The organism is Bradyrhizobium valentinum, assembly GCF_001440405.1.
Lineage (GTDB): Bacteria > Pseudomonadota > Alphaproteobacteria > Rhizobiales > Xanthobacteraceae > Bradyrhizobium > Bradyrhizobium valentinum.
Genome location: NZ_LLXX01000016.1, coordinates 1 through 1,732 on the forward strand (window position 1 = coordinate 1; position 1,732 = coordinate 1,732).

General features: G+C 62.2%; 2 protein-coding genes. Both read left to right on the forward strand.

The annotated features are described in order from the left end of the window. Positions 1–1,247 (forward strand): carboxylate--amine ligase (locus tag CP49_RS45730; protein WP_197422995.1); only part of this gene is annotated, 1,247 nt, incomplete at its 5' end. After that, a partial coding sequence (locus CP49_RS01625) for a metallophosphoesterase family protein (protein WP_197422996.1) occupies positions 1,226–1,732 on the forward strand: 507 nt, incomplete at its 3' end. The genes CP49_RS45730 and CP49_RS01625, both read left to right, overlap by 22 nt.

Sequence of the window (1,732 nt, forward strand, 5' to 3'; positions counted from 1 at the left end):
GGGCAATGACCACCATACTCGACATCAACTGCCGGAACATCACGGCGGACCGGCCGCCGGTTCTGCTTGCGGCGGGCCCCGTCTTGCTCCGCCCGCTCGGGATGGCGGGCATTCCGGCGATCGTTGCCTCAAGTGAGGACGACCCGGCATTCGCCTCCCGCTATTGCGGCGGGCGCTGCATCCTTCCGCCCCGGAACGAGCCAGACGCGCTGATCGAGGCGCTTCTCGATACCGGGGACCGGCTTTTCCGCGCGCTCGGCCGCCGGGTTCCCTTGATGTATGGCGAGGACTATTTCCTCGAACTCATCTATATGCATCGCGCCCGCTTCGAGAAGAAGTTTCTGCTGCTCCTGAGCGATCCGGAAGTAGCGCTCGGGCTGCTGACGAAAGACCGCTTCGAGGCGCTGGCGCGCGGCAGATACCTTCCGGTGCCGCGCAGCCTGCCCTGGGATTTGCTTTCCGAAATCGAGGACCCGGTGCTTGCCAAGCCCCGCTCGAAATTCAGCTGGTACCATTCGCCGCTGCAGGTCCAGCTTTTCAGCGAGCACAGCAAGGCGATCATTTTCGAGAACGGCCGCGCAGCAGCCGCCGATCCCCGCGTCAGGCGCTTTCGCGATCATCTCACATTTCAGGAGTACGTTCGGGGAGGTGATCGCCAGCTCTGGTCATTCCACGGTGTCGCCGACGAGCATGGAAAGATCCTCGCCTGCTTCGTAGGCCGGAAGTTGCGCACGTCGCCGCCACTCACCGGCGAGAGTTCGTTCATCGAGTTGATCCACGACGACGCTCTCGCGACGTTCGGGCGCCGGATGGCCGAGCAGGTGCCTCTGAAAGGCGCGTTCAAAATGGACTTCAAGACGGATGTGGAATCCGGCGAGCACTTTCTTCTTGAGGTGAACGCGCGCTTCAACCTCTGGCATTACCTCGGCGCGGCGAATGGCCTCAACCTCATGGAGGTCGCATATGACTACCTTGTCGCGGGCAAGCGGCCACCGCCGCTGTCCTATCGCACGGACACGCGCTGGCTTTGCCTGCCGCTCGATTGGCGCGCCTATCGCCAGCTCGCCGCGCGTCGGCAGCTGAGCCTGATTGGCTGGCTGTTCTCGATCCTCTTTACGCGCACCGTCTACAACGTCTTCGCCTGGAGCGATCCGACGCCCCTGGCGATGGACTTCGTTCGCAAGTTTCGTAAACTGCTCGGGCTGATGAAGGTATGGTCGCGTCAATGGCTCTCTATGGCGTCTTAGCCGATATCCACGGCAACCGCGAAGCTCTTGTCGCGACGCTCGCGGCGCTGCAAGATCACCGCCCCGAACGACTCCTGTGCATCGGCGACATCATCGGCTACAATGCTGATTCTGACGATTGCGCCGCCATTTTGCGGGAACGCGGCTTCGTCTCCATTGCGGGAAACCACGACCTTATCGGCATCGGCCGCCTCGGCTTCGAGCGCTGCTCGAATAAGGCGATGCATGCGCTCAAACGCACGCGCCGACTGCTGCAGCCCGACACCGTGGAATATCTGCGCTCGCTGCCGAGAACCATCCTGATCGAGGACAGCGTGGTGCTCGTTCACGGCGGCGTGCGCGATGTGCAGCAGTACATGACCGCGCCGCTTCATATCGAAGAGAACGTACGTTATCTGCGCGCGGACTTTCCCGGCCGTCGTGTCTGCTTCTATGGTCACGTGCACGAGCAGAAGATCTTTGAGGTCGCCGACGATGGAAGCGTC